Origin of the sequence: Chryseobacterium sp. NRRL B-14798 (assembly GCF_050470705.1) — a bacterium.
GTDB classification, from domain to species: domain Bacteria; phylum Bacteroidota; class Bacteroidia; order Flavobacteriales; family Weeksellaceae; genus Chryseobacterium; species Chryseobacterium cupriresistens.
In genome coordinates this window covers 2,586,730-2,612,421 of the sequence record NZ_JBFLUL010000005.1, presented here as the reverse complement: position 1 = coordinate 2,612,421, position 25,692 = coordinate 2,586,730, and the positions used below count along the sequence as shown (strand labels likewise).

General features: G+C 37.4%; 21 protein-coding genes. 17 read left to right on the top strand and 4 right to left on the bottom strand.

The features are described 5' to 3' along the window. Position 1: 1 nt before the first annotated feature. Positions 2–1,189, top strand: coding sequence for a PepSY-associated TM helix domain-containing protein (locus tag AB1278_RS12215; RefSeq protein ID WP_429814609.1), 1,188 nt, complete (start codon positions 2–4; stop codon positions 1,187–1,189). 446 nt (positions 1,190–1,635) lie between these two features. On the opposite strand, the gene AB1278_RS12210 is transcribed toward AB1278_RS12215, so the two are convergent. Continuing rightward, positions 1,636–3,126, bottom strand: a complete 1,491-nt coding sequence (locus tag AB1278_RS12210; RefSeq protein ID WP_343638421.1) for a PLP-dependent aminotransferase family protein — start codon at positions 3,124–3,126, stop codon at positions 1,636–1,638. Between the two features lie 66 nt (positions 3,127–3,192). Between AB1278_RS12210 and AB1278_RS12205 the strand changes: the two genes are divergently transcribed. The 5 genes from AB1278_RS12205 to bioA all read left to right on the top strand — a co-directional run bounded on the left by AB1278_RS12205 (position 3,193) and on the right by bioA (position 8,286). Beyond that, entirely contained in the window at positions 3,193–3,816 is a 624-nt protein-coding gene (locus AB1278_RS12205) for a hypothetical protein (RefSeq protein WP_110011222.1), read from the top strand. Further along, on the top strand, positions 3,809–4,918 hold the full coding sequence (locus AB1278_RS12200; protein WP_411413178.1) for an aminotransferase class I/II-fold pyridoxal phosphate-dependent enzyme: 1,110 nt from the start codon (positions 3,809–3,811) through the stop codon (positions 4,916–4,918). Before AB1278_RS12205 ends, AB1278_RS12200 begins: the two co-directional genes overlap by 8 nt. Before the next feature lie 54 nt (positions 4,919–4,972). After that, on the top strand, positions 4,973–5,584 hold the full coding sequence (bioD, locus tag AB1278_RS12195; protein ID WP_395973597.1) for a dethiobiotin synthase: 612 nt from the start codon (positions 4,973–4,975) through the stop codon (positions 5,582–5,584). A 2-nt stretch (positions 5,585–5,586) separates the two neighbouring features. Continuing rightward, positions 5,587–6,570, top strand: a complete 984-nt coding sequence (bioB, locus tag AB1278_RS12190; RefSeq protein ID WP_202840309.1) for a biotin synthase BioB — start codon at positions 5,587–5,589, stop codon at positions 6,568–6,570. A 423-nt stretch (positions 6,571–6,993) separates the two neighbouring features. Beyond that, positions 6,994–8,286, top strand: a complete 1,293-nt coding sequence (gene bioA / locus AB1278_RS12185; protein WP_429814605.1) for an adenosylmethionine--8-amino-7-oxononanoate transaminase — start codon at positions 6,994–6,996, stop codon at positions 8,284–8,286. 102 nt (positions 8,287–8,388) lie between these two features. Here the strand turns inward: bioA and AB1278_RS12180 are convergent, their stop codons facing one another. Further along, complete coding sequence (locus AB1278_RS12180) at positions 8,389–8,943, bottom strand: hypothetical protein (protein WP_429814602.1); 555 nt, start codon at positions 8,941–8,943, stop codon at positions 8,389–8,391. Positions 8,944–9,023: 80 nt separating this feature from the next. Continuing rightward, positions 9,024–9,338, bottom strand: coding sequence for a winged helix-turn-helix transcriptional regulator (locus AB1278_RS12175; protein ID WP_429814600.1), 315 nt, complete (start codon positions 9,336–9,338; stop codon positions 9,024–9,026). 92 nt (positions 9,339–9,430) lie between these two features. Here AB1278_RS12175 and AB1278_RS12170 point away from each other — a divergent pair, with 92 nt between their 5' ends. Next, entirely contained in the window at positions 9,431–10,201 is a 771-nt protein-coding gene (locus AB1278_RS12170; protein WP_429814597.1) for an MBL fold metallo-hydrolase, read from the top strand. Between the two features lie 53 nt (positions 10,202–10,254). Continuing rightward, on the top strand, positions 10,255–10,962 hold the full coding sequence (locus tag AB1278_RS12165) for a DUF421 domain-containing protein (RefSeq protein WP_429814594.1): 708 nt from the start codon (positions 10,255–10,257) through the stop codon (positions 10,960–10,962). Between the two features lie 12 nt (positions 10,963–10,974). Here AB1278_RS12165 and AB1278_RS12160 read toward each other — a convergent pair whose 3' ends face one another. Next, positions 10,975–12,180 (bottom strand): CynX/NimT family MFS transporter, encoded by a 1,206-nt coding sequence (locus AB1278_RS12160; RefSeq protein ID WP_429814591.1) that lies wholly within the window; start codon positions 12,178–12,180, stop codon positions 10,975–10,977. A gap of 72 nt (positions 12,181–12,252) precedes the next feature. Between AB1278_RS12160 and AB1278_RS12155 the strand changes: the two genes are divergently transcribed. From AB1278_RS12155 to AB1278_RS12115, 9 genes are all read left to right on the top strand, one after another. Next, positions 12,253–13,035 carry an AraC family transcriptional regulator gene (locus AB1278_RS12155; protein ID WP_429814588.1) on the top strand — a complete coding sequence of 261 codons (783 nt, stop codon included), beginning with the start codon at positions 12,253–12,255 and terminating at the stop codon, positions 13,033–13,035. A gap of 577 nt (positions 13,036–13,612) precedes the next feature. Then, positions 13,613–14,221 (top strand): hypothetical protein, encoded by a 609-nt coding sequence (locus AB1278_RS12150; protein WP_202840321.1) that lies wholly within the window; start codon positions 13,613–13,615, stop codon positions 14,219–14,221. 84 nt (positions 14,222–14,305) lie between these two features. Then, on the top strand, positions 14,306–15,481 hold the full coding sequence (locus tag AB1278_RS12145) for an MFS transporter (protein ID WP_429814585.1): 1,176 nt from the start codon (positions 14,306–14,308) through the stop codon (positions 15,479–15,481). Positions 15,482–15,483: 2 nt separating this feature from the next. Further along, positions 15,484–16,218, top strand: coding sequence for a siderophore-interacting protein (locus AB1278_RS12140; protein ID WP_429814582.1), 735 nt, complete (start codon positions 15,484–15,486; stop codon positions 16,216–16,218). A 95-nt stretch (positions 16,219–16,313) separates the two neighbouring features. Further along, positions 16,314–16,883, top strand: coding sequence for a Crp/Fnr family transcriptional regulator (locus AB1278_RS12135; RefSeq protein ID WP_062669523.1), 570 nt, complete (start codon positions 16,314–16,316; stop codon positions 16,881–16,883). 133 nt (positions 16,884–17,016) lie between these two features. Next, a complete protein-coding gene (locus AB1278_RS12130; protein WP_202840325.1) occupies positions 17,017–17,379 on the top strand; it encodes a hypothetical protein in 363 nt (120 codons plus the stop codon). A gap of 201 nt (positions 17,380–17,580) precedes the next feature. Then, positions 17,581–21,918 carry a CusA/CzcA family heavy metal efflux RND transporter gene (locus AB1278_RS12125; protein WP_429814579.1) on the top strand — a complete coding sequence of 1,446 codons (4,338 nt, stop codon included), beginning with the start codon at positions 17,581–17,583 and terminating at the stop codon, positions 21,916–21,918. Between the two features lie 6 nt (positions 21,919–21,924). Then, positions 21,925–23,076 (top strand): efflux RND transporter periplasmic adaptor subunit, encoded by a 1,152-nt coding sequence (locus tag AB1278_RS12120; protein ID WP_202840329.1) that lies wholly within the window; start codon positions 21,925–21,927, stop codon positions 23,074–23,076. 400 nt (positions 23,077–23,476) lie between these two features. After that, positions 23,477–25,285 carry a hypothetical protein gene (locus AB1278_RS12115; RefSeq protein ID WP_202840331.1) on the top strand — a complete coding sequence of 603 codons (1,809 nt, stop codon included), beginning with the start codon at positions 23,477–23,479 and terminating at the stop codon, positions 25,283–25,285. Positions 25,286–25,692: the final 407 nt, after the last annotated feature.

Below are 25,692 nucleotides of genomic sequence, written 5' to 3'. Positions count from 1 at the left end.
AATGAAGCTGAAATTCAGAAAAATTGCCTATCAGTTACATCTATGGCTCGGACTAACGTCCGGGCTTATAGTTGTTATCATGGCCGCTACAGGATGTATCCTGGCTTTTGAAGAAGAATTAAAACATATTGTTCACCCCAACAGATATTACGTTGAAAATATCGGAAGAAAAAAACTTTCCTTGTCTGAACTTACGGAAAAAGCAGAAAAAGCACTTCCCGAAGGTTTAAAAGTCAAAAGAGTTGTCATTCCTTCCGATCCCTCACGAACCTATGTATTCCGTACCTTAAAAATGGATAACGAAGCATGGACGTATTGGGGAACTTATCTTTATTATTATCGAATTTACGTAGATCCTTACACCGGAAAAGTACAGGAAGTAGAAGATGCCAAAAAAGATTTCTTTGAAATTGTACTGGATCTTCACAGAAGACTTCTGCTGGGTGAAAAAATCGGAAAAGCGATTACCGGCTACTCCACATTGATATTTGCCGTGATTCTTCTATCAGGACTTGTGATATGGTATCCCCGAAAAATGAGTAAAGCCATGCTGAAAGGAATGTTTTTCATTAAAATATCGGCCAATTGGAAAAGGATTAATTATGACGCTCATAATGTTTTGGGATTCTATGCCATTATTCCTTTACTTTTAATCTCTTATTCTGCATTGATATGGAGCTTTAAAGATGTAGATAAATGGGTAAAGAACACATTGAACAGAAATACGCCCACAGAAAAGAAAGCTAAGAGTACAATTCCTTCCGAAGAATTTTCAAACCGGGAAAATATTCTCAATCTGATTGGAAATACTATGGAAAAAGGATTGAAAGACAAAAAATCTGTACTTGTCAACTTTCCAAGATCGGAAGAAGGAACCTACTATGCTGAGCTGACGTATGACGGAAGACAATACAGAAATGAACATTTTAATTTTGATCAATATTCAGGAGAAGTTTTAAAATCTCAATCGTATAAAAACAAAAATATAGGATATGGAACCGCATTAAGAGAAAGAAATTATGATCTTCACACCGGAAGTATCCTGGGACTGACCACCAGAATTATCTATTTTCTGGCAGCAATTATCTCACTATCACTCCCGATTACCGGTTTTATTATCTATTTGAATAAGAAAAAGAAGAAACCAAAACATAAGAAGAACAAAGTAGTTTTTCCTACTCATCATTAATAAAGAGAAGAGGTTATCTCAAAAGTCAAATGACGTGGTTTTTGTGGCTTTGTCATTCTGACGAAGGAAGAATCTCATTATAATTTAACTAAGAGATTCTTCACTACATTTCATTTCGTTCAGAATGACACTTTACGTAGCCTCTTCACTTTTACTATTCAAAGCAAGAATATCCAGTATCAATTTTATCGCAGATAAAATCCTCGCGCCTTAAAACACATTGTTTTGGTCATTATTTGCGCCTTCGCGTTCAAAAATAAAATAATCTTTTTTTGGAAAGTCGCAAAGACGCAATTTTTTTAATATTCATGCATTTTTAAGACGCAAGAATATTTCGACTTCGCTCAATATTAGATTTTCAGCAGGAAATATGATGTATTTTTTCACAAACTTTATTGGTATCTATGAAAAATCTGCAAAATCTCCTAAATCTGCGAGAGATTTAATCACCCAATCAATCCCTTCACATTTTTTGAAAACACCTCAATCCCTTTATTCATCTCTTCAAAATTAAGATCTCCAAATCCCAGACGCATCGCTGTAAGACCTTTATTCTGATACAGTAACGTTTTAGGAATGAAAAGATTGTCTTTTGCACAGTTTCGGCTCAGCTGCATCAGATTCAAGGGAATATTCCATTCCAGCCATATAGCGAGCCCTCCTGAAGGTTTCTGAAAAGTAATAAAATCACCCAAATTCTCTTCTAACAACAAAGAAAAATAATCACGCCTTTCCTGATATACCTTTAAAGATTTTTTCAGATAACGGTTGATTTCTCCCTCTGCAATCATTTCTCCTAATGCCCTTTCCATCAGAATATCTCCCTGACGGTCGATGATCCCCAGATATTTACGCATCTCTGTCATCAGATTCTCTGGAGCAACAATAAATCCTGTCCTGAATCCCGGAGCCAAAGACTTTCCAAAAGAGCCGATATAGATCACCATTCCGTTCGTATCCGCACTGGCTAAAGGAAGAATGGGGCTTTTATCATAATGAAATTCATAATCATAGTCGTCTTCCAGGATAATAAATCCGTATTCATTCGCTAATTCCAATAATTCAAATCTTCTCTGTGCACTCAAAGCAACGGTAGTAGGATAGTGGTGGTGCGGTGTCAGATAAAGCATCCGGATTTTCTGCTTTTTACAAGCTTCGCGAACGCTTTCTACGATAATTCCTTCTTGATCAATCGGAATTGAAACAATATCAACCCCAGCTTTCATAAAGATCATATTAACGGAAAAATAGCTTAAAGCTCCTACTAATACGGTATCACCTTTGGAAAGAAGAATCTCGGAAACAATATAAATACTCATTTCCGTGCTTCTGGTAATAAGGAGATTATTCTTAGAAATAGGAAGTCCGCGGGAAAGATTAAGGTATTGGGATAAATGTTCTTTAAAAAATTCACTTCCGTCATGATTATAATGTCCAAAAGCTTTCTGGCTGGATTTGCGTTTCAGGATAGAACTGTAAAACCGTGAATGCTGTCCGATTTGCGTTAAGCGGATATCCGGTACCCCGTCATTAAAGACATATTCACAATTGGAATGCTCAAAAGGATTATCTAAAATATTGGATGTTTTGAATGAAAAACCAGTCGAAACAGGGTAGTTCTGAAGGTTATTTTGCTTAAAATCATTCAACTTAACAGGTTTTTCCTGATCTTTTCCAATCACAAAAGTTCCTTTGTTGGGAAAACTCTCCGTCCAGCCCTGCGCAGAAAGTTCATCATACACTGCAACCGCTGTATTTCTATGGATTTCCAGCATTTCACTGAAAGTTCTTGTCCCCGGAAGCTTGGTTCCGAAAGGCAAAAATCCCCGCTGAATCGCATTGATCAGCTGATTAGCGACCTGCAGATAAATAGATGTTTCTGATTTTCTATCAATTTTTATAAAACTTTCGTAAGGAATTTTAACCGGACTATCCATAATATCAAAACTGGCACCATACAACCATCCGGCAATATACTACTTTTGACATCAAAATAAAAATCTATGGAATTTCATCATCTGTTAAAAAAAATTGTACAGGAAGGAAGTACCCACGCCAAATGGCTGAACACGCTTTCATTTATGGAAAATGCCGGTGCAAGAAAAATATCAAAATGTGAACATCCAACATTAGTTTCTCAAATCCAGCTGAAACACGCTGCTGAAGAACACCGCCACGCTTATTATTTAAAAAAGCAGATTGGGAAAATAAACCCTGAATTATGCAAAACCTATGAAAGCACAGAACTTCTGGCTCCTATCGCAACAAGTCAATATCTTCACTCATTAGATATTAAAGCCTGCCGTTATCTTCAGGAAGCTTTCCAACTTAATAAAACAGATATCAAATATGCGGCCTATCTTTTCGTAACCTATGCTATTGAGGTTCGGGCGGATGAACTTTACCCTGTTTATCAGCAGGCACTTACCGAAGCTTCTTCTAAAATTATGGTAAAATCCATTATCCTTGAAGAAGAAGGACATCTGGAAGAAATGATTCATCAGCTCAATGAGTTTTCGCCAGACTGGAAGCATCATGCAGACCATATTCTGGACATAGAAAAAGAACTGCATAAAGAGTGGATTAATGCGATTACAGAAGAAGTAGCTCAATTAAATTATGCTTAGCAATACTTCCCATTTTCAGGAATCCCTTGATAAACGAAAAGAGAAGGGAACCTTAAGAAGTTTGAGGCTTCAATCCGATGGAATTGATTTTTATTCCAATGATTATCTGGGGTTTGCAAAAAGTAAAGACCTTCAACAATTACTGCTGCAAAAGATTATGGATAACCCTCAACTGCTTTCGGGAAGCACAGGTTCAAGGTTAATTAGCGGAAACAGTGATATTGCAGTTTCCGTGGAAAATGAGATTGCGCAGAAACATCATTTTGAATCGGCATTGCTTTTCCCATCCGGATACAATGCCAACCTGGCTTTGTTTTCAACGCTTCCCAGCCGTCATGATGCCATTATTGTGGACGAACAGATTCATCGGTCAGTACATGATGGTTGCAAACTATCCAATGCTAAAAAACTGAAATTCAAACACAATGATATCGAAGATCTTGAAAATATTTTAAAAAGACAGAAAGGACATTGTTATATCGCAATAGAAAGTCTTTATTCGATGGAAGGAGATTTTGCTCCTGTTCAGGAAATCGCTGCCCTTGCCAGCAAATATAAATCTTCTTTGATTGTTGATGAAGCCCACGCCTTCGGCGTTTTTGGATATGGATTGATTGAAAAATTACAGTTACAGAACCATGTTTCAGCAGCTGTGGTGACCTATGGAAAAGCTCTCGGGGCTCATGGAGCAGCAATTCTTTGCAATGAAACAGTGAAATCTTACCTGATCAATTTTGCAAGTCCTTTCATTTATACCACATCAGCACAGGATTTTCAATGGATGAGCATCAAAACAGGATATGAATTTTTAGATCAAAATCATGAACTGGCTGAAAAACTTCAGAATAACATCAAAGTTTTCCGAAGCAGTAAATTACAGTCTCCATCGGCAGAAACAAGTCCGGTTCAGGCTATTGTGATCCCGGACAATCAAAGACTGAAAGAATTACAGGATATTTTATCTGAAGAAGGATTTTTGACCTATGCGATATACAGCCCAACGGTAAAAGAAGGAAGCGAACGTTTGAGGATATGCCTTCACAGCTTCAATTCAGAAGAGGAAATTATAAAACTGAAAGGAATCATTAAAGAATTTATTTAAAGCAAAAAGATTCAAAACACGTAACACGAATTCTGAACCCCGAATCACAAAAACATGAAATTATTTATAACAGGAATAGGAACCGAAATAGGAAAAACAGTTTGCTCAGCCGTTTTGGTTCAGCATTTTAAAACAGAATACTGGAAACCGATACAATCTGGTGATCTTCATTATACAGACAGTCATAAAATTGAAGAATGGACAGACACCAACTTTTGCCATCCGGAAACTTACCGTTTAAAGCTGGCAGCTTCACCACATCAGTCTGCAAGAGAAGAAAATACCACTATCAATCTGAATGATTTTCAACTCCCCAAAACAGCAAATCCACTCATTGTAGAAGGAGCCGGGGGTCTTATGGTACCCATTTCAGACACTACATTTATGATTGATCTGATTGAGGAATTAAACATTCCTGCAGCGCTGGTTGTAAGAAACTACCTGGGCTGTATCAACCATAGCCTGCTTTCAATCTTAGCCTTACAACAGAGAGAAATTCAGCTGGAATATTTAATTCTTAACGGAGATTTTCCGGAAGATACAGAAAGAGTAATCTGCAGTTTTATCGAAAAAGAAACAAAAGTTATAAAGATCCCGGAAATCAGAAATACGGATAAGGAATCTGTACAACATGCTGCAAAGCAATTAGTAATAACAAAATTATGATAATGGATACAAAAACAACATTGAGAAACGACTGGACTAAAGAAGAAATCGAAGAGATTTACCACCTTCCTCTGATGGAACTGATTTATAAAGCAGCCACCATACACCGCGAATGGCATGATCCTTCCGAAGTGCAGATATCTACTTTATTATCCATCAAAACAGGTGGATGTCCTGAAGACTGCTCTTATTGTGGACAGGCAGCCCGTTATCACACGGATATTAAAGTACAGGCTTTATTACCTACAGAAACTGTAATTGCTCACGCTCAAAAAGCGAAAGACTCGGGATCTTCAAGATTCTGTATGGCAGCAGCATGGCGTGAAGTTCGTAATAACCGTGATTTTGACCGGGTGATTGATATGGTAAAAGGAGTAAACGAACTTGGCCTTGAAGTTTGCTGTACATTGGGTATGCTTACCGAAGAACAGGCCATCAGACTTCAGGAAGCCGGATTATATGCTTATAATCATAACCTTGATACTTCAGAACAGTATTATGAAGAAATCATATCTACCAGAACTTTTGACAACAGAATCAATACGATCAATAATGTAAGAAAGGCAGGAATCACAGTATGTTCCGGAGGAATCATCGGACTAGGCGAAACTCACAGAGACAGAATTTCAATGCTTTTAACGTTGGCAACAATGCCTAAACACCCGGAATCCGTTCCCATCAATGCATTAGCGAGGGTAGCGGGAACACCATTAGCCGATAATGAAAAAGTAGATACCTGGGAAATGGTAAGAATGATTGCCACAGCAAGAATCGTAATGCCATCTTCCATGGTGAGATTAAGCGCAGGACGTATAGAAATGACTGAAACAGAACAGGCATGGTGCTTTATGGCAGGAGCCAATTCCATTTTCACGGGAGAAAGAGAAACCTTATTGGTAACGCCTAATCCAGGAGTTTCTGAAGACATGCAGATGCTGCAGACCTTAGGATTGAGACCTATGATGAAAAAAGAAACATGCTGCTAGATAATTATGAATTATAAATGATAAATTATGAGTGATGAGTTGGATTATTTTTATTATAGCGCTTATTATAAAATTGGTTTTTGAATTTTTATAAACTGCTCTACAAGTTGGAAAACGCAAAGGCGCAAAAGCTTTTGTAGTAAGTAATACTTTAAGACGCAAGGATTTTATCTACGATAAAATTTAACATTGCAAATTTTTATTCTATTGCAGATTGTGTAAATTAAACAGATGATATAAAAAATCCACGGGAAAATTATAACACATTCCTTGCTGAAAATCTTTGATTTTCTTGCGCCTTAAAATATTCGCAATCTATGACAAAACTTTGCGCCTTTGCGATCAATCCAACATTTCAATATATTCAACTAAATTATTGTTAAATCCATCTCCATCACTCATTTCTATTTTTTACATCAAAATATGAATACAATAACAAAAGAAATCAGCCTTCAAAAAAGAGACAAAACGGTCAACTGGCATCCGTACACCCAGATGAAAACAGCTGATGATGCCATTCCTATTGTAAAAGGAAAAGGAATTTATCTTTATGATACCGAAGGAAAAAAATATCTGGATGTCGTTTCTTCATGGTGGGTAACTCTACATGGACATTCTCATCCTTATATTGCTCAACGTGTTTTTGAACAGTTGAATACACTGGAACAGGTGATTTTCGCCGGATTTACCCATGAACCTGCTGTACAGCTTTCAGAAAATTTACTGAAACTTCTTCCGGCTGGTCAGGAAAAGGTCTTTTATTCGGATAATGGCTCTACCGCAGTAGAAGTTGCTTTGAAAATGTGTATTCAATATGCATACAATAAAGAGAAAAAGAAAACAAAGATTTTAGCTTTTAAAAATGCCTATCACGGAGATACTTTCGGGGCTATGTCTGTAAGTGGAAAAAGCTTCTGGACAAGACCTTTTGAAAGTATGTTGTTTGAAGTTGTTTTTATAGATACACCCAATGCAGAAAACCTGGAAAGTCTGCAGAAACAGATTAAAGAATTAGCTGATGAAGTCGCTTGTTTTATCTATGAACCATTAGTTCAGGGTGCTGCCGGAATGCTGATGTATAAAGCTGAAGACCTAAGCCAGCTAATGAAATTCTGTAGAGAAGAAGGCGTTCTCATGATCCAGGATGAAGTTTTTACAGGGTTTGGAAGAACAGGTAAACTTTTCGCAGCAGATTATCTTACGGAAAAGCCGGATATCATGTGTTTTTCAAAAGGATTGACAGGAGGAACCATGCCCATGGGAATCACTACCTGTTCCAATGACATCTATGATGCTTTCCTTTCTGAAGACCGTTATAAAACCTTATTTCACGGGCATTCGTTTACAGCGAATCCTTTAGCCTGTACCGCGGCTCTTGCCAGTATGGAATTACTATTGACAAATGAAACTCAAATGAATATCAACCGCATCACTCATCAACATTCAGAGTTTGTGAAAGCACTTGCTTTACATCCTCGTGTAGAAAAGGTTCGTCAGATCGGAACTATTTTAGCGTTCGATTTCAAAACCGGGAATGATACTTCTTATTTCAATGAAATAGGGAAGAAGCTTTACAATGATTTCTTACAGAGAGGGATTATCATGAGGCCGTTGGGAAATGTAATATACCTGGTTCCGCCATACTGCATTACATCAGAAGAATTGGATTTTGTTTATCAGAATATTACGGAGGTGCTGGATCAGTTTAGAGAATAAACGATCCGTTCCGGTAATAATTATTTTTAATTTTTTTTAATATACCTTATAGGTTGTGAAAACCTATAAGGTTTTTATGTTGAATGTAAGCACCTGTATTTTTTAAATTTCCTGTTCTGCTTTCTTCAAAATAGTTATCAATTCTTTTAATTCATCTTTACTGAATTCCAGTAAGTTCTGATTAAAATGATTGGATGGAATTTTTATATAATTCACCCACGAAGAAAGTTTTTCACGGTAAACACTTCCGAATTCAATATTACTCGTCGTTACAAACTTATATCTGGTTTCCTGGCCAGCTTTTTCGTTTTCTTTCTGTTCTACCATCTGAAGAGCCTGAATCAGTTTTCCCAATTCATTTTTGTCAATAGTGAGTGTCTTTTTGGAGATTTCATCAAAAGTTTCATATTCATACATAATTCCAAGAAAAGTATCCGATGAATTTTCTGAAACATCTGTCGTTACAATTTTTTGAATATTCAGGTTTTTAAATTTACCTAAATTACTGATTTTCTTCTCAATTAATGTCCCTTTTCTTGAATTGACAGTTAGGCTGCGGGATGTGGTGTTGGATCTTTGAATCGTTGGTGGTGGCCCTATCTGTGCAGTTACCCATGTGCCTATTGCGCAGGAGATCAAAATAATGATTCTTTTCATTTGTAAAGATTGTTATTAGTTTTTATGTCCTTAAAATTACATTGTAATTTTCAACAATATATAAAATATTTAAAAATAATTTATCCCAATTCATTTCCCCATGAATGCAATTCCAAAAGAATAGGGCCCAGCTTCCGGCCTTTTTCAGTCAGTTTATAATAGACTTCCGGCGGGAAATTGTAAACTTCAATCCTTTCAATAATACGGTCTTCTTCCAGCTGTTTCAATTGCTCGGACAGTACTTTCTTGGAAACACGGGGCATAGAACGCCAAAGTTCCGCAAAGCGTACCCGGTCTTCTTCAAAAAGGTTGTGCAGGATCAATGGTTTCCATTTACCTGAAAGAATATTCAGGCTTCGTCTTAATCCACAGTTTTTAAACTCCTCAAAATTCATAAGTCAATTGAATATTTATGGTTAACTTTTTGGTAACCTTCGATTGTTTTGCTGTTATTTGGTAATACATTTGTCAAACAAAAATACCCAAAATGAAATTACAATTATGGCGCAATGCGACATTACTGCTTAATATTGACGGAATTTCTATCCTGATAGATCCGATGCTCGGCGACAAAGGTTTCAGAGGAAAAATGCCCATGACAGACAGTGAATTACTAAATCCTCTTGTAGACCTGCCTTTTGATAAAGAAGAATTAAAGAAAAAGCTGGAAAGAGTAGACGCAGTTGCTGTTACCCACCTTCATCCTGATCATTGGGATGCTGCTGCTATTGAACTCCTGGACAAGAATATTCCGGTCATCTGTTCCGATGTTATTTCAGGACAGATTGCAGAACAAGGCTTCACCAATATCATCGTTCTGAAGGATCAGCTTCAATGGAATACTATTGAAATATCCAAAACCAAAGGCCGGCACGGAACCGGGGAAATCGGAGAGAAAATGGGAATCGTGAATGGTTTTGTTTTTAAAAAAGACAATAAATCCGTATACATCGCAGGAGACACGATCTGGTATGATGAAATTGCTGCAGAAATTGACAAACATCAGCCACAGCACATCATTGTAGCGGGTGGAGCTGCTACTTTTTCCGTAGGAGATCCTATTATTATGACCAGTGAAGATATCGTAAAAGTATGTGAATCTGCTCCGGAATCCACTGTTTGGGTAACGCATCTGGAAGCCTTAAGCCACTGCAGGGAAGACAGAAAATTTATTCTGAAAAAGATCCATGAAAACGGAATAGCGGGAAGATGTTTTATACTTGATGATGGTGAAGAGGTAAGCCTTAAATATCTATGAAACAAATAGGTTTTATGGCTTATTTTTTGAATATTCCCTGATAAATAACGTGTATGCTGTCAGTTTTTCTCTTAAATCTTGATTGGAAAGAATTATTATTAGGACATGAAGAATGGTCTTTTCTTTTAGAGATCATTCTTCGTACGATGATTATGTTTCTGGCTATTATCATCGGACTTAGAATTTTAGGAAAAAGAGGGGTAAAACAGCTCTCAATCTTTGAATTGGTAGTCATTATCGGCCTGGGATCAGCAGCAGGAGATCCTATGTTTAATAAGGATGTCGGAATTATTTCTTCCCTTATAGTTTTTATTGTTATTATTCTCCTGTATTCTATTGTGACCCATTTTATAGGAAAAAGTAAAAAATTTGAAAATCTGGTGGAAGGAAAGTCCATCTGCCTGATAGAAAATGGTGAATTCTCCATTAAAAACTTTCAAAAAGAAAATCTCGGGAGTGACGAATTTTTTGCAGAACTCAGGCTAAAAGGAGTTTCGCAGCTTGGACAGGTTGAAATGGCCATAGAAGAAATATCAGGAGAGATCAGCGTTTTCTTTTTAGAAGAAGAATCTGTAAGATACGGGCTTCCTATTATGCCAGACTCATTAAATAATCCGTTACAATATATTCATGAAGACAAACATTATTCTTGTATATTCTGCGGATATACAGAGCATAAAAAAGCAGGTAATGCCGGAAGCTGCCCAAGATGCCAAAAAGAAGAATGGGTAGCGTCCAGCAATAAAAGACGGGTAACCTGACCTTTAACTTTCCTAATCCTCAACACATTTATTTCTTGCCGCCTTCATTCCAAAATACAGCATCAGCAGTACAGCACAGCTTAACAGATAGAATGAACTGTTCCAGGAGATATCCCAATCATGCAGCTTTCCAAACAATGGCGGACCGAAAGCAGCAATCAGATAGCCGACAGACTGTGCCATTCCTGATATTTTAACCGCATTACTGCTGTTTTTCGTTCTCGTGGAAAAAAACAGAATCGACAGGCTGAAAGACAATCCATTAGATATTCCGATAATCACAGCATTCACATAAATCCACTGAGATTTCAGAAAGACAAACATCATTGTACTGCTGAACATCAGGGTACATATGAAAAGGATCATAAGTCTCTGATCTTTCATTTTACTGGCAATAATCGGACAGCAGAATGTCACAGGAATCATCGTAATCTGAATCACAAAGAACACCCAGCCCGAACTTTCTCCCTGCATATGAAAGTCAGCAAGAAAGGAAGGAAGCCATGCTACCAGACAATAATAAAATAAAGACTGCAATCCCATAAAAATACTGATATTCCATGCCTGGGCAGATTTGAACATATTAAAATCTGAAGTACTAAGCGTTGTTTTAGATGGAGCCGGATTTCTTTTGTTAAATATGAATTCCAATGATAGAACCAGGAAACCCAATGCGGCAATCACCAGCCAGATTCCCAGAGAACCTTTCCATCCCAATCCGGTAAGTTCTCCTATTTTCACGCTGAATCCGGAAGCTAAAGCTGCGGTAAGATTCATCGATACAGCAAAAATTCCGGTCATAAGACCAATCTGCTTCGGAAAATTATTTTTAACGTATCCGGGAGTAACCACATTTCCAATGCATATTCCCAAACCAATAAATAGAGAACCCAAAAACAAAAGCCATAGAGATCCGGTGATTCGCAAAAATAATCCGAAGCTTAAAATAATCAGGGAATACATCAGAAGCTTACTGATTCCAAACTTATTAGAAAATCTGCTCACCAGTACAGAACAGGCAGCGAACATAAACAGTGGAATAGAAGTGAGCAGGCTCACCTGAAAATTATCCAGTTGTAAAGCGTCTCTTACTTCTCCGAGAACAGGAGCCACTGCGACAATCGGCGAGCGGAGATTGCTGGAAATCAAGATAACAACCAGAACATTAATGATTAATAAAACATACGAAGCATTCTTTTTTACTTCACTCTTCATCATAATAAAAAATTTTTGTACAAAATTAGCACAGTAATTTTGTTTAATTTTGCCAAAGTTTTAACCTGAAACGACATGAATGCTAATGACAGTATAAAAATAGATGACCTCAAAAAACCATATTTTGTATGGTTTGAAGAAAACTGGGTGCATGATAATGTTCTGCATCACCATCAGAAAGGGCAGCTCGTGTATGTAGAGAGTGGTTTCCAGTATATTACTATCGAAGAAAAAATCTATCTCCTCCCTCAAAATCATGCCGTATGGATCCCACCAAATGCAGTCCATAAAACCAATTCCCATTCTGAAAAGATCAAACTGATGATCATGTTTGCGGAGATCAGTATCCAAGAATCTTTTGCTCAAGAAGTGAAGGTATTTTCTGTTCCTCCGGTTTTAAAGGAAATGATAAAATATGCAGAGAAATGGTCTAAGATGATGACTCCAGATCATCATGAAAGCCTGTTTCTGAAAGCATTGTTCAACGAACTTCCACGGTTTGTAGAACATTCCCTGACTCTTCATATCAGTCTTCCTAAAGATAAACGCCTTGCTAAAGTCATAGAACATCTCCACAGTCATTACCGAAATGAGATCAAAATGGAAGACCTGAGTGATACAGCGCTTTTATCTTTCCGTACTCTGGAGCGTATTTTCAAAAAAGAAACAGGTCTTACTTTAAGCAAATATCAGCAAATGCTTCGTATCATCAAAAGTCTGGAATATTTGAGCTCCGGGAGTCTTACGGTTTCAGAGACGGCTTATGAAGTAGGATACAAGAGTGTTCAGGCTTATACCAGAAGTTTTCAGTCTGTGATGAAGTTCAGGCCGACTGATTTTATTAAAACCATTCAATAGGTTTTAAACCTGTATAAAGACAGTTTAAATTTGTCAAAAAGAAGAGTTATTAACATTATAAAACTCATCCTATTCCCTTAAACAAAAGCAATTAGCAGGATCGAAAAATAAAATATTTCACATTTTCACCATTTTTCCACTTCAATAGTCAATATTCAATTATGATATTATTGAAAATAAAAAGGTCTCCACGAATGGAGACCTTAAAAAAACACAAATGATGAAAAAAAATTATTTCGATTCACAAATATAAACAAAAATCATGTTATGCAAAACATCATAAGCTTATTTTTTTTAAAAATTATGGATTTTATCAAAAAATAATTATTTCCTAAATCTTTCCTAATTTCTTTGAGATTCCGAAATTAGCAATACAAAAACCTATGCTAATAAATATAATTCGCCATCTGAAGAATTGTACACACGATTTTTAACCAAAATGAAGAAATACCAAAAAGTGAATTATTGTCAAAATATGTCTTATCTCGGCTAGTATTCAAACAGTTGTTTAACTATTTATATGATCCTGCGCATAAATTCTGTACGTTTTTTATGCTACTTTGCTTAAAAATCTAATATGATTCCAAAAATACTTAAGGGTGTTCCTGCACAAAAATCAGGAGGCTTTCATGACACGGAAAGCAGAAAAGTATTTGACCAGGCTCTGATTCCGGAAAAATTTGAAATATTAAAAAAAAGATTTTTTTCAGTTAATCAATGGGAAAGTTACAGCGGGAAAGCATTTGCAGCATTTAAACTGCATAATTTTAATGGTGATCCTGTCGACCGCGAACCTCTGATAGGAGATTTTATCCGGATTGATATTCCTGGCCCGGGAGAAGCAGAGGCAAAAGGATATGATTGGGTAAAAATAACAGATATCTGTTTCTATGAGGATAGTTTTTCAGAGAGCCTATCCATAACATGCGAACCTTCAGTAAATCCTCAAAATAAGAAAAGCGGTCACATTGCTCATTTTTATAGTTCTGCAGCCAGCTCAACCTTCATAATATCCAGAAGTACCGATTATCTACAAGCAGCTGTATACGGCCGAAATGAAAGACCTAACCGAAATGCTAAGTTTCTGGATGTCATCAGAAATTTCGCGATTGCTATAGGGGGAATGATGGGAATTGCAAAAATACAGTGGAAGCAGCTTACTGATAGTTTTCTGGATTTTGATTAAATGGCTGTACCTTTTTTGACTTAGATCAAAGTTTTGTGTTGATTGTTCGGAGACCTTTGCACCCGAATATTTTAAACAAAATTTATGAGTACAACATTAGAAAAGGGACCAACTATTACTTTCTATCAGGCGATTGTTCCTATTATCATTTCGGTATTTGGAGTGTATCTTACCATAGGAATTGCTTTGGGAGTAATTCCCGGATTTGTTCAGAACACTTTAGTTTTTGACAGTATTATTGTAGGTCTTGTCATCGGACTGCAGTCATTGTCTACACTTTTAACCCGAGCCTATTCCGGAAAAATTACAGATACCAGAGGTGCCAAGCAAAGTAAAATGTCGGGAGTAATATTAGCCATTGCTGCCGGGATTTTTTATATAATGGCTGTATTATTTCAGGCGCATCCTTTCCTGGCCCTTTCCTTCCTTTTGATAGCAAGAATTATTCATGGGATTGGCGAAAGTTTCCTGGTTACCGGTGCATTAACCTGGGGAATAGGCCTCGCAGGCCATTCCAGCTCAGGCAAAGTAATGACGTGGAATGGTATCGCGATGTATGCAGGAATTGCAATCGGAGCTCCCATTAGTATCTGGTTAAGTAAAGAATACAATATTTTTCCTGCTTTTCTTCTTATTGCCTTACTTCCGCTGGTAAGCTGGCTTTCCACAGCAAAACTTCCTTCTATTCCCGTGGATAAAGATCATGTAAGAATGCCTTTCTACAAAGTAATTGGTACCATATCGGGTCAGGGTCTGAGCCTTGCTTTTTCATCAATGGCTTTTGGATGTATTGCTTCTTTTATTGCCTTGTTTTTCTCCCAAAAAAACTGGGGTGATGCTTCACTGCCCTTTATGGTTTTGGGAGCATGTTATGTGCTGACCAGAATTCTCTTTGCATCTTTTCCGGATAAATACGGTGGCTTTACAATAGCCTTAATCTCTCTGATTATCGAAGTGGCTGGACAAATGCTGATCTGGACCTCTGCATCCAAAACATTGGCCATTATCGGATGTGGATTGACGGGAGTAGGATTTTCATTGGTCTTTCCGGCTTTGGGAGTTCTTGCCATTCAACAAGTAAAGCCACAGATGAGAGGAACAGCACTAGGAGCCTATGTCGCATTTGTTGACCTTTCATTAGGTCTCGCGGGGCCTATTGCAGGATTAATTGCAGGCTGGTTTGATTACCAGACCGTTTATCTCTTCGGAGGCATCAGCTGTGTGATTGCAATGATTATTTTACTGTTTAACAAAAAATAAAAATGGAACATTCCCTAATATCTCAAGTAAAAGAAACGAAAAAAATACATTCTGTATTTACCGTTAAAAACAAACAATATCTTACACCACATCTTATCCGTGTGATATTTGATATTGATGATAGCCAGGCTGAATTGCTGTCTCATGTACGCTCTGGTTCTAATAATAAAATTTTTGTCCCGGCTGAAAAGGGAAGTACGCCACTTATCAGAACCTACACCAACAGAAAGATTGATCTGGAAAACCGGGAATTAAGCATTGATTTTGTCGCCCATGGTGACAACGGACCAGCTTCTGCATGGGCATTGAAGGCCAATCCAGGTGATGTATTGGAAATAGGAATGAAAGAAAGCACAAAACCTTTAATTCCGGATGCTGATTTTTATCTGATGGCAGGAGATGCAACGGCTCTGCCTGTGATCTGTGCCATCGCAGAACAGTTTCCTTCCTACGTAAGAGCAAAAATAATATTGGAAGTGGCAGGTAAAGAGGATGAGCTTATGTTTTGTTCTGCAGCTGATATTTCAGTTGAATGGCTGTACAATCTTCATCCTGAGCAGGGAAGCATGCTTGCCGAAGTGGTGAAATCTGTTCAGTTTCCATCAGGTGTATTGAAAGAATATGTTTACATCGCTGCAGAATATACTACTGTACATGAGCTTCGCACCTATTTTAAAACAAACCTGAAATGGGACACCCAAGCCCTATACACCTGTTCCTATTGGAGAGCAGGGTAACCGGAAGGAAAAACTTCTGAAAGCACTTAAGAAGCAGGAACAGCAATAAGTTTTAACATATTTATTGCTACATTTGCGGTGACTGATTTAAATAAATGGAAGACGTATTAGTTTCATATATTAAAAGCAAAATATCAATAACAGATGAAGAATTGAAAGTTATTCTTTCTTACTTCAAACCTGTCAAATTAAAAAAGAACGAGCTTCTCGTTACCAATGTTCATTCTCCCAAAAAAACATTCTTTGTTGTAAAAGGCTGTTTACGGATATTTTACATTAATAAGGAAGGGCAGGATTCTACAAGATATTTTGCTTTTGAAAATCAGTTCGCTACAGCGCTTCATACCTTTATTACTTCGGAACCTTCTGATGAACTTCTTCAGGCAGTAGAAGATTCAGAGGTCTATTATATTACCCATCAGGATTTTTATCATTTATTGGACATTATTCCTCAATGGGAAAAATTTTACAGAATTTATATTGAAATTGCCTGTATTGCCAACACTAAAAGGCTGATGTCTTTTATGGTGCAGGATGCTCTTGAAAAATACAAACAGTTACTGGAAGAAAATCCGATTATTGTACGCCGGCTTTCCAACAAACTGGTGGCTTCCTATCTTAATATCTCACAGGAGACATTGAGCAGACTAAAGTCAAGGCTTTGATTTTTTGTTTGATAAACCTAACATTTTTACGACGAGTTATTATTTATTTAAACTGCTTTTAAACTGGCTAAAATTCTCAAAAAATTAATACTAAAGCCCATTCAGAAAAAATTTAAGCCCTATATTTGCACTCATGTTAAAATGGTTCTCCATATTATGTTCAATGATGTATGTGCTGGCTACCACCAATGCGGGGGAAGTACTGAAAGTGCCTATGTTTGTGGAACATTTCATGGAATACCACGGAAGTCTTTCAGAATTTGTAATGGAACATTATGATAATCACAAACAGGATTCAGACTGGGATACCGATCAGAAACTGCCTTTTATCAATCCTCCTATCGTACTGACTGTACATGCCCAGCTTCCGGAACTTTCATTTGAAATAAAAAAACCTAAGGAAATTACTGTTTCAAAGAAAAGCAGTATTTACAAGGAAAAAGACTTTTCCAACCAATACCTTTCTCAGATTTTCCAGCCACCGCGGCTTTCTTAATCAACTTCACATTGAAAATTAATGCTTTATGTTCTTACCTAAAGCAGTGAATTTTTGTTACATATCAATTAATTCGTAATGCATTGTATTGATGCTTAAGCCTTAACCAAAGAAGTTACAAATGCATGTTTTGATACTTTAAGTTTTGGGAGCATTTCAGCTTTTATAAAGCATTCCGGATTATCAATTAATAGTTTTTCCATGTTAAATAAAATTATTGAGTTTTCTGTAAAGAATAAACTCATCATTGCTCTGTTTACAGTAGCTCTCATCCTTTTTGGAGTCTATGAAACCTCTAAACTTCCCATTGATGCCCAGCCTGACATCACCAATAATCAGGTTCAGATCATTACTACTGCTCCTTCTTATGGTGCAGCAGATATAGAACGTCTTGTTACGTTTCCTATCGAGCAGGCTACCAGCAATATCAGCGGAATTACAGAGCTGAGAAGCTTTTCACGTTTCGGGCTGTCATTGGTGACGGTAGTTTTTGATGACAAGACAGATGTGTATTGGGCCCGACAGCAGGTTCAGGAGCGTTTACAGCTTGTTCAGGACAATATCCCTGCCGGAATCGGTAAACCGGAATTAGGTCCTATTTCAACCGGATTGGGAGAGATTTTCCAATATGTGGTAAGGGCCAAAAAGGGTTACGAAAATGTATATGATGAAACGGAGCTCAGAACGATCCAGGACTGGGTGGTCCGAAGACAGCTTTTGGGAACAAAAGGTGTGGCGGATGTCAGCAGCTTCGGAGGAAAACTGAAACAGTATGAAATTGCCATTAATCCTAATAAATTACAGGCATTTAACATCAACATCAATGATGTTTTTGCAGCACTGGAAAAGAATAACCAGAATACCGGAGGTGGATATATTGAAAAGAAAGAAACCGTTCTGTTTATCCGCAGCGAAGGACTTGTGGGAAGTACGGAAGATATTGGAAGCATTCAGGTAGCGGAAACTAAAGAAGGAATTCCCGTGCATATTAAAGATGTAGCGTCTGTCAAGATCGGTTATGCGACAAGATATGGTGCTATGACCTATAATGACACCGGAGAAGTATCAGGAGCAATTGTTCTGATGCTGAAAGGAGAAAATGCCAATGTCGTGATTGGAAATATCAAACAAAGACTGGAAAAAATTCAGGAGTCCTTACCGGAAGGAGTGGTGATTGAGCCTTTCCTTGATCGCGCTAAAATGGTGAACAATACCATCAGTACTGTAAAAACAAACCTGATGGAAGGGGCTTTGATCGTTGTTTTCATTCTGGTATTATTTTTAGGAAATTTTAGAGCAGGATTACTGGTGGCTTCCGTTATTCCTTTGGCCATGCTTTTCGCCATTATTATGATGAATATTTTCGGGGTTGGAGGAAATCTGATGAGCCTTGGAGCGCTGGATTTCGGTCTTATTGTAGATGGTGCTGTCATTATTGTGGAAGCCGTACTGCATCAGCTTGACCATAAAAAGCACTTTGGGAAAGACAATATGCTCACCAAAAAAGAAATGGATGATCAGGTTTCAGGCTCTGCGACCAAAATGGTTAACAGTGCAGTTTTCGGACAGATTATTATCTTAATTGTATATCTTCCGATTTTTACCCTGCAGGGAATTGAAGGAAAAATGTTTAAGCCTATGGCTCAAACTGTTGCCTTTGCCCTGATCGGAGCATTTATTCTTTCCCTGACTTATATTCCGATGATGAGTTCTCTGGTATTAAGCAGAAAGAAAAAAGAAAAAGAAAACATCTCGGACCGCGTCATGGGTAAAGTGGAAACCGGACATCAGCGATTACTGATGAAAGCTCTTAAATTCAGAAAAACTATCATTATTGGCGTGCTAATCCTGTTTACAGGTTCTGTTTTTACGCTTTCCAGAATGGGTGGAGAATTTATACCATCTTTGGAAGAAGGTGACTTTGCTGTCGAAATGAGAATTCTTCAGGGAAGTAATATCAATGAAACCAAGAAAGCCACCACACAGGCGGCGCATATTCTTTTAACACAGTTTCCTGAAGTAGAAAAAGTAGTCATGAAAATTGGTAGTGCAGAAATTCCCACAGAACCTATGCCGATGGATTCCGGAGATATGATCGTCGTTTTAAAGCCTAAAAAGGAATGGACCTCTGCAACGACATTTTCTGAGCTTTCTGACAAAATGAGCAAAGCTTTAAGCATTATTCCGGGGCTGACAACCAGTTTTCAATTTCCTGTACAGATGCGTTTCAATGAGCTGATGACCGGAGCAAGGCAGGATGTAGTCTGCAAGATTTATGGTGAAGACCTGGACAGCCTTGCCGCCTATGCAAAAAAGATGGGAAGCATCATCAACACCGTAAAAGGTGCTCAGGATCTATATATCGAACCAGTAGTAGGTGCTCCGCAGGTTGTGATTGATTATAACCGTTCGGAACTTTCCAGATACAATATTTCAGTGGCGGATATCAACAGGGTAATTAATATGGCTTTTGCCGGACAAACTGCAGGCGCTTTATATGAAGGTGAGAAAAAGTTTGATATCGTTGTCCGAATGGATAATGAACATAAAAAAGATATTACCAGCATCCAGAATCTTTTGATTCCTACTGCTTCAGGAGAACAGATTCCTTTGTCACAATTGGCTAAAGTAGAGCTTAAAAACAGTCCGAACCAGATCCAGAGGGAAGATACTAAAAGAAGGATTATTGTAGGTTTTAATGTGAGAGGAAGAGATGTTCAGAGTATCGTGGAAGAACTTCAGCAGAAAGCAGATAAAAACCTGAAATTATCACCGGGCTACACCATTTCTTATGGAGGAGCTTTTGAAAACTTAAATGAAGCCAAAGCCAGACTGGGAATCGCAGTTCCTATTTCGTTAGTGATGATTTTCCTGCTCTTATTCTTTGCTTTCGGTTCTGTAAAACACAGCTTGTTAATCTATACTGCTATTCCATTATCTGCGATAGGAGGGGTGTATTTTCTGGCATTGAGAGGAATGCCTTTCAGCATCAGCGCCGGGGTAGGATTCATTGCTTTATTTGGAGTTGCCGTACTTAATGGAATTGTTTTGATATCAGAATTTAACCGATTGAAAAAGAACGGAATAAATAACACCAGCAGAATTGTACTCATGGGTACAAAAATCAGGCTTCGCCCGGTTCTAATGACTGCGTTTGTAGCTTCTCTGGGGTTTCTTCCCATGGCCATCAGCAACGGTGCAGGAGCAGAAGTACAGAGACCTCTGGCCACCGTAGTCATCGGAGGATTGATGCTTGCCACCCTTTTAACCTTGTTTGTCCTTCCAATTTTATACGTCCTCTTTGAACATATTAATAAAGATAAAATGAAATTCTCAAAAAAAACCAACTATAAAAAACTGTCTGTTTTCTTACTGATGATCTCCTTTGGAAGCTATCAGGCCCAGGAAAATATCACTTATCAACAGGCTTTGGAAAAAGCCTATCAGCAGAACGGAACGCTTAAAAATTCAAAACTGGTATCAGAGTATCAGGAAGAACTGAAATCCAGTTATCTGGATATTCCACAAACGGAAATTACCGGAGGATTTGGCCAGATTCAGGGCGAGGAAACGGATAATTCATTCGGAATCACTCAAAGATTCAGTTTTCCAACAGTGTATTCAAAAAGAAAACAAATGCTGGATGCCGAATGGTCTGCAAGTGTTATCAGTCAGAATCTGACCAAAACACAGCTTACCAAGGAAGTAACAAGTGTTTTCTACAGGATACTGGTGCTTCAGGAAAAGAAAAAAGTGCTTGAATACATCAGCCAGCTTTACAATAATTTTGCAGACAAAGCCGGATTAAGATTAAAAAAGGGAGAAGCGAATATTCTGGAGGAATCCACCGCAGAAATCCAGAAAGAACAGATCAAAGTACAGTTGAATACGTTAGAAAACGACCTGAATATTGCAAAACTTCAGCTTCAGTTATTACTTCAGTCAGAGGTTCCATACCAACCAGTTGCCGATCGTCCCACGATGAATATTGGTCTACAGATTTCAGAAGAAATGGTACAACAGCATCCTGAGCTTCAATATCTGCAGCAGCAGATCAAAGTAGGAGAGGCAGAAGTACAGCTTGAAAAAAGCAGGCTGCTTCCGGATCTTCTTATAGGATACACCAATCAAAGTATGAAAAACATCAATAATAATCGGTTCAATTCGGTTCAGATAGGAGTAGGAATTCCACTATTCACCAAAGGACAGAGAGCTTTGGCAAAGGCAGCACAGGCAAAAATAGCCATCTCCGAGAATCAGTACCAGAGAAAAGAAATTGAACTTAAAAACAGATTGAAACAACAGTTGACTACCTATATGAACCAACAGCAGATCATCGAAAATTATGACCAAAAACAGCTTCCAAAATCTGAAACTATTCTAAAAACGGCTCAGAAACAGATGGAAGTGGGGGAAATAGATTATCTGGACTGGGTCATACTTGTGAATCAGGCCGTAAAAACCAAAGCAGATTATATTGATCAGCTGGAAAAGCTTAATCAAACGGGAGCCGAACTTCAATTCCTAATTTCAAAATAATATATCATGCATTTCAAGAATATACCACTATACAGCCTTGCTTTCATCCTTACTTTATCTTCATGTTCCGGTAAAAAAGAAGAAGAAAAAACGGTTTACGAAAACACCAAATTTTCCAAGAACGACAAAAACTCTGTTCATCTTACAGAAAAACAGATTCAGTCTGTAGGGTTAACAACAACCAGTATTCAGAACAGGAATATGGAAAAGCTGGTAAGGCTCAACGGAAAGGCAGAAATTGCACCATCTCATATCAGTTTGGTTTCCAGTATCATGGGTGGACATATCAAATCGATCAATGTCATTAATGGAAGTCATTTCAGCAAAGGACAAGTGCTTGCAGTAGTAGAAGACCCTCAGTTTATACAGTTACAGCAGGATTATCTGGTGACCAAAGCTCAGCTCGAAGCGGCAAGACTGAATTTCAACCGTCAGAAAGATTTGAATACAAGCAAAGCCAGCAGTGACAAAACCCTGCAGACTGCTCAGGCAGATTATTCTACTTTGAATGCTACTTTAAAAGGACTTGAGGAAAAACTGAGAATCATCGGAATTAATGCCAAAGGTCTGACTACCGGAAATATCAGAAGTAAAATCAACATTTATGCTCCTTTTACAGGTTTTGTAAGTAAAATTCTTGTGAATAACGGGCAGTATATCAACCCGGCAGATACATTATTTGAGCTGATTAATCCAGCTGGATTACTTTTAGAATTAAAGGTTTTTGAAAATGATGTGAATGATGTAAAAGTGGGGCAGGAAATTCTGGTGTACAACAATCAGAATCCGGATGTGAAATCCGATGCTAAAATTGTCAGTGTAGTTCCCAGTATCGAAAACGGCGGTTCTGCAACCGCAATCGCCAGATTATCTTCTGTGAACAGGGAATTTGTAAAAGGAATGTATGTGAATGCCGAAGTCAATATCAGCGGCCGTTACACTCAGGGACTTCCCAACGAAGCGATCGTTTCTTTTGAAAACAAAAATTATGTTTTTGAAGACCTTGGAAAATCCAATTACAAAATGATTCCAGTGGTCACCGGAATTGCTGACGATCAGTTTACGGAGATTGTAAAAGCAGATGCTTTAAAGGATAAGAAAATTGTACAGAAAGGGGCTTACAGTCTTCTGATGATGCTTAAAAACAAAGCAGAATAATTAATGTGAAACCACAAAAGACACAAAAGCTTTTATTTTGAAACACTTTAGCCACTTAACTAAGCTGAAAATAATGATGTAGAAAAATTTCACATAAGCGAAAATCAAAGATTTTCAAAAACTTAGGTGTACTTATTAAGTTTAAGCAAGGTTCTTATGAAAAGAAGTTAAGTGTCAAAAACTTTTGGGACTTTTGTGGTTAGAATAAAACAGACAAGAAGAAAAGATCAGTTATTCAGCTGATCTTTTTTATTTCAAACAATTAAAAAAATGACATTTGACATGTTTTCAATAATTAAAATACTATTTGACGCATAATTCATTTTAAAATAATATTTTTAAGAAGTGAATAGTTGTAAAGATTTTTAGATGAACAATAAAAAACTTTTATCAAAACTTTATGACACAAAAACCTTTGCACAATTTCCATATTCCGGTAATGGGACTGGCTTATACCATAGACAGCCCGATTCGTGTTGCCCAGTATGGAATTTCTTCCGTCATCTCTATTATTGATGATGAAATCCTGGAAAAAATGAAGAACTTTTACAACAAAAAGTTCAATCTTGACTATTTCGGAATCTCAACAAAAACAGAAGATTACAGAGCAAAAAGAGTTACCGCTTATCTGGATATGGTAGATGATATCGTGAATGAAAAATTTGAATCTTTCAAACAGGAAATCAGCAAAAACAAGGAAGCTTTGAAGGAATTCATGGCTATGCTTCCGAATACATCAGACCTCAAAAACAGCCTTCAAAATCTTATCAATCAAAAAGATAACTGGAGTTCCAATATTAAAAACTTCATTGAATCGAATTTAAAACCGGGAAGTATTGATGTCAATATCATGACGAAAGTAGATAAAGACAACTATCAGAATAATGAACAGCTTCCTGTGATGTATAATGATGCTCATGCCTCACTGCGCGGATTTGCCAAAAGCAAATTATCATCATCAATGGTTCTTTCTGCAGGGATGAATCCCCGTTTGTACAGCTATATGGAGGAGTTTGAAGATTTTTTCCCGGACGAAAACGGAAACATCAAAAAGAAAATTATCCTTAAAGTAAGCGATTTCCGTTCTGCAATGATTCAGGGGAACTTTCTGGCCAAAAAAGGATTATGGGTTTCTGAATACAGAATAGAATCCGGATTGAATTGCGGAGGTCACGCTTTTGCCACTGAAGGAATGCTTCTCGGGCCTATCATGGAAGAATTCAAGCAGAAAAAAAACGATCTGATACAATCAGCCCATTCCTTAATGACAGCTGCTTTGGAACAAAAAGGAAAGCATGTAGTTTCCGAACCTTTAGAAATGAAAATTACCGTTCAGGGTGGAGTAGGAACTGCTGAAGAACACGGGTTTTTACTGGCAAATTATAATGTAGACAGCATAGGATGGGGTTCTCCGTTTTTGTTGGTACCCGAAGCAACATCGGTAGATGCAGAAACCAGAAATTTACTTTTACGATCAAAAGAACAGGATTTCTATCTGAGTAATATTTCGCCTTTAGGAGTGCCTTTCAATACAGTAAAAGGAACATCCAATGAACGGTTAAAGTTTGAAAAAGAAGCAAAAGGTAAATATGGAAGCTCGTGTCCCAAAAAACTTCTGGCATTAAGCAAAGAATTTTCTCCGGAAGGAACCTGTACCGCTTCCAGAAAATACCAGGATATCAAACTCAAAGAACTGTACGACAATAAGGAAACCCTTACAGAAAAGGAATTTAATAAAAGAAAATCCGACATTACGAATAAAGCGTGTCTGTGTGTAGGACTTGTGAATGCTGCATACATGGAGCAGAATCTGGAAATCAAAGGGGAAAAGCAAGGCGTTGTAATATGTCCGGGACCGAATATTGCCTTTTTTGATAAGGAAGTTTCTCTTTCGGAAATGGTAAAACATATCTACGGAAACTCCAATATTCTTTCAGACAACCAACGTCCGAATATGTTTATTAATGAATTAAAAATGTATGTGGATTATCTGAGAAAGGAAATCACCGAATCCACTGCACAGATTACCCATTCGCAGACAAAAAAATGGAATGCTTTCAGGAAAAATGTTCTTGAGGGTATCGAATATTATCATGAGCTTTTTAAAGCATCACCATTCTTCAGCAACGGTTTGTCAACCATTTATCATCAGTTACAGGAATACAAACTTCAGCTTATCGCTATTGACATTCCTCAGGTTGAAAAATAACCGTATTTTTAATTGATAGATAATAAAAACAGCTTTTACATGGCTGTTTTTATTTTTTTTACTAATGAAATCACATGTATTTTTGTTAGAAGCGGCAAAGGCCTAAGAACATTTCAACTTTAATCAATGTAAGATTTTCAGAAAATGATATGTTAAGAGATTCTATAGATTTTTTGCAAAAAACATAAAAATAAGCAGTATTCAATTTTATCGAAGATAAAATTTTTGCGTCTTAAAGCAGTTAGCTTTTAAATTATTTGCGCCTTTGCGCTTTTCCAACACATTCAATTAATCAAAAAAACTGAGGAAACATCAGCATTCCCATTTATAATAACTATGGCCGGAATGGTCATTTTGAATATTTTCCAGGCTTAATATTCCCTACCTTAGAGATCACTTAGTAAAAT

Excerpts from the sequence above, each read along its gene's own strand:
- AB1278_RS12215 (WP_429814609.1), top strand. The coding sequence starts at position 2 with ATGAAGCTGAAATTCAGAAAAATTGCCTATCAGTTACATCTATGGCTC.
- AB1278_RS12210 (WP_343638421.1), bottom strand. The coding sequence starts at position 3,126 with ATGGATAGTCCGGTTAAAATTCCTTACGAAAGTTTTATAAAAATTGAT.
- AB1278_RS12205 (WP_110011222.1), top strand. The coding sequence starts at position 3,193 with ATGGAATTTCATCATCTGTTAAAAAAAATTGTACAGGAAGGAAGTACC.
- AB1278_RS12200 (WP_411413178.1), top strand. The coding sequence starts at position 3,809 with ATGCTTAGCAATACTTCCCATTTTCAGGAATCCCTTGATAAACGAAAA.
- bioD (WP_395973597.1), top strand. The coding sequence starts at position 4,973 with ATGAAATTATTTATAACAGGAATAGGAACCGAAATAGGAAAAACAGTT.
- bioB (WP_202840309.1), top strand. The coding sequence starts at position 5,587 with ATGGATACAAAAACAACATTGAGAAACGACTGGACTAAAGAAGAAATC.
- bioA (WP_429814605.1), top strand. The coding sequence starts at position 6,994 with ATGAATACAATAACAAAAGAAATCAGCCTTCAAAAAAGAGACAAAACG.
- AB1278_RS12180 (WP_429814602.1), bottom strand. The coding sequence starts at position 8,943 with ATGAAAAGAATCATTATTTTGATCTCCTGCGCAATAGGCACATGGGTA.
- AB1278_RS12175 (WP_429814600.1), bottom strand. The coding sequence starts at position 9,338 with ATGAATTTTGAGGAGTTTAAAAACTGTGGATTAAGACGAAGCCTGAAT.
- AB1278_RS12170 (WP_429814597.1), top strand. The coding sequence starts at position 9,431 with ATGAAATTACAATTATGGCGCAATGCGACATTACTGCTTAATATTGAC.
- AB1278_RS12165 (WP_429814594.1), top strand. The coding sequence starts at position 10,255 with ATGCTGTCAGTTTTTCTCTTAAATCTTGATTGGAAAGAATTATTATTA.
- AB1278_RS12160 (WP_429814591.1), bottom strand. The coding sequence starts at position 12,180 with ATGATGAAGAGTGAAGTAAAAAAGAATGCTTCGTATGTTTTATTAATC.
- AB1278_RS12155 (WP_429814588.1), top strand. The coding sequence starts at position 12,253 with ATGAATGCTAATGACAGTATAAAAATAGATGACCTCAAAAAACCATAT.
- AB1278_RS12150 (WP_202840321.1), top strand. The coding sequence starts at position 13,613 with ATGATTCCAAAAATACTTAAGGGTGTTCCTGCACAAAAATCAGGAGGC.
- AB1278_RS12145 (WP_429814585.1), top strand. The coding sequence starts at position 14,306 with ATGAGTACAACATTAGAAAAGGGACCAACTATTACTTTCTATCAGGCG.
- AB1278_RS12140 (WP_429814582.1), top strand. The coding sequence starts at position 15,484 with ATGGAACATTCCCTAATATCTCAAGTAAAAGAAACGAAAAAAATACAT.
- AB1278_RS12135 (WP_062669523.1), top strand. The coding sequence starts at position 16,314 with ATGGAAGACGTATTAGTTTCATATATTAAAAGCAAAATATCAATAACA.
- AB1278_RS12130 (WP_202840325.1), top strand. The coding sequence starts at position 17,017 with ATGTTAAAATGGTTCTCCATATTATGTTCAATGATGTATGTGCTGGCT.
- AB1278_RS12125 (WP_429814579.1), top strand. The coding sequence starts at position 17,581 with ATGTTAAATAAAATTATTGAGTTTTCTGTAAAGAATAAACTCATCATT.
- AB1278_RS12120 (WP_202840329.1), top strand. The coding sequence starts at position 21,925 with ATGCATTTCAAGAATATACCACTATACAGCCTTGCTTTCATCCTTACT.
- AB1278_RS12115 (WP_202840331.1), top strand. The coding sequence starts at position 23,477 with ATGACACAAAAACCTTTGCACAATTTCCATATTCCGGTAATGGGACTG.